At 65.6% G+C, this 1455-nt stretch carries 1 protein-coding gene; it reads left to right on the forward strand.

All coding sequences use genetic code 11. The features are described from left to right. On the forward strand, nt 1–1455 hold a 1455-nt coding region (locus ACZ7DL_RS39070), incomplete at both ends, for an amino acid adenylation domain-containing protein (RefSeq protein WP_470781844.1).

The following is a 1455-nucleotide window of genomic DNA, read 5'->3' on the forward strand; positions in this document are numbered from 1 at the left end:
GTGGGTGGTTCGGTGGTGTCGTTGGTGGGGGGTTGGGTGGGTGTGTTGGGTGGTGAGGTGGCGGTGGTGTGTGGGGGTGAGGTGTTGTCGTGGGGTGAGTTGGATGTGCGGTCGGATGTGGTGGCGGGGGTGTTGGCGGGTTTGGGTGTGGGGGTGGAGTCGTGGGTGGGGTTGGGTTTGGGTCGGTCGGTGGATTTGGTGGTGGGGATGTTGGGGGTGTGGAAGGCGGGGGCTGGTTATGTGCCGTTGGATGTGCGGTATCCGAGTGAGCGGTTGGCTGGGATTGTGGGGCGGGTGGGTCCGGATGTGGTGTTGGTGGATGGGGTGGGTGTGGGGGTGTTGCCGTTGGGGGTGGGGCGGGTTGTGGTGTGGGAGGAGATTGATTTTGGTTCGGGTGTGGGGGCGCCTGGGGTGGTGGTGCGTCCGGGGAATGCGGCGTATGTGATGTTCACGTCGGGTTCGACGGGGGAGCCGAAGGGTGTGGTGATTACGCATGAGGGTGTGGTCAATGGGGTGCGGGGTCTTGCGGGTGTGGTGGGGGTGGGTCGGGGTTCGCGGGTGTTGGCGGGTGCGTCGGTGAATTTTGATGTGTCGGTGTTTGAGATTGTGACGGGTCTTGCGGTGGGGGCGCGGGTGGAGATCGTGCGGGATGTGCCGGCGTTGGGGGAGGTTGATGGTGGGGTTGGGGTGGGTCGGGGTGTGGTGAGTGCGGTGCCGTCGGTGTTGGCGGGGGTGTTGGAGGAGGTTGCGGAGCGGGTTGCTGCGGATGCGGTGGTGTTGGCGGGTGAGGGGTTGGGGTGGTCGTTGGTGGAGCGGATTCGGGGGGTGTGGCCGGGTGCGCGGGTGGTGAATGCGTATGGGCAGAGTGAGAGTTTTTATGCCACGACGCATGTGGTTGGTCCCGCTGAAGGTGGGGGCGCGGGTGGGGGTGTGGGGATTGGGCGTCCGTTGGGTGGGATGCGGGTGTATGTGTTGGGTGGTGGGTTGGGTTGGGTTCCGGTGGGTGTGGTGGGTGAGTTGTATGTGGGTGGGTTGGTGGGGCGGGGTTATGTGGATGGGTTTGGTTTGACGGCGTCGCGGTTTGTGGCGGATCCGTTTGTGGGTGGTGGGGCGCGGATGTATCGGACGGGGGATTTGGTGCGGTGGCGGGTTGATGGGGTGTTGGAGTATGTGGGGCGTGTGGATGAGCAGGTGAAGGTGCGGGGGTTGCGGATCGAGCCGGCTGAGGTGGAGTCGGTGTTGTGTGGGCATCCGGGGGTGGCGCGGGCTGCGGTGGCGGTGCGGGAGCGTGCTGGTCGGGGTGTGTTGGTGGGGTATGTGGTTCCGGCTGGTTTGGCGGGTGGTGGGGGTGGGGTGGACTTGACGGCTGGGGTGTCTGTGGGGGAGTTGCGGGTGTTTGCGGCGGAGCGGTTGCCGCAGTACATGGTCCCGGCGGTGTTCATGGTGGTGGACGCA

The sequence above is a fragment of the Streptomyces sp. NPDC036984 genome (genome assembly GCF_055607665.1).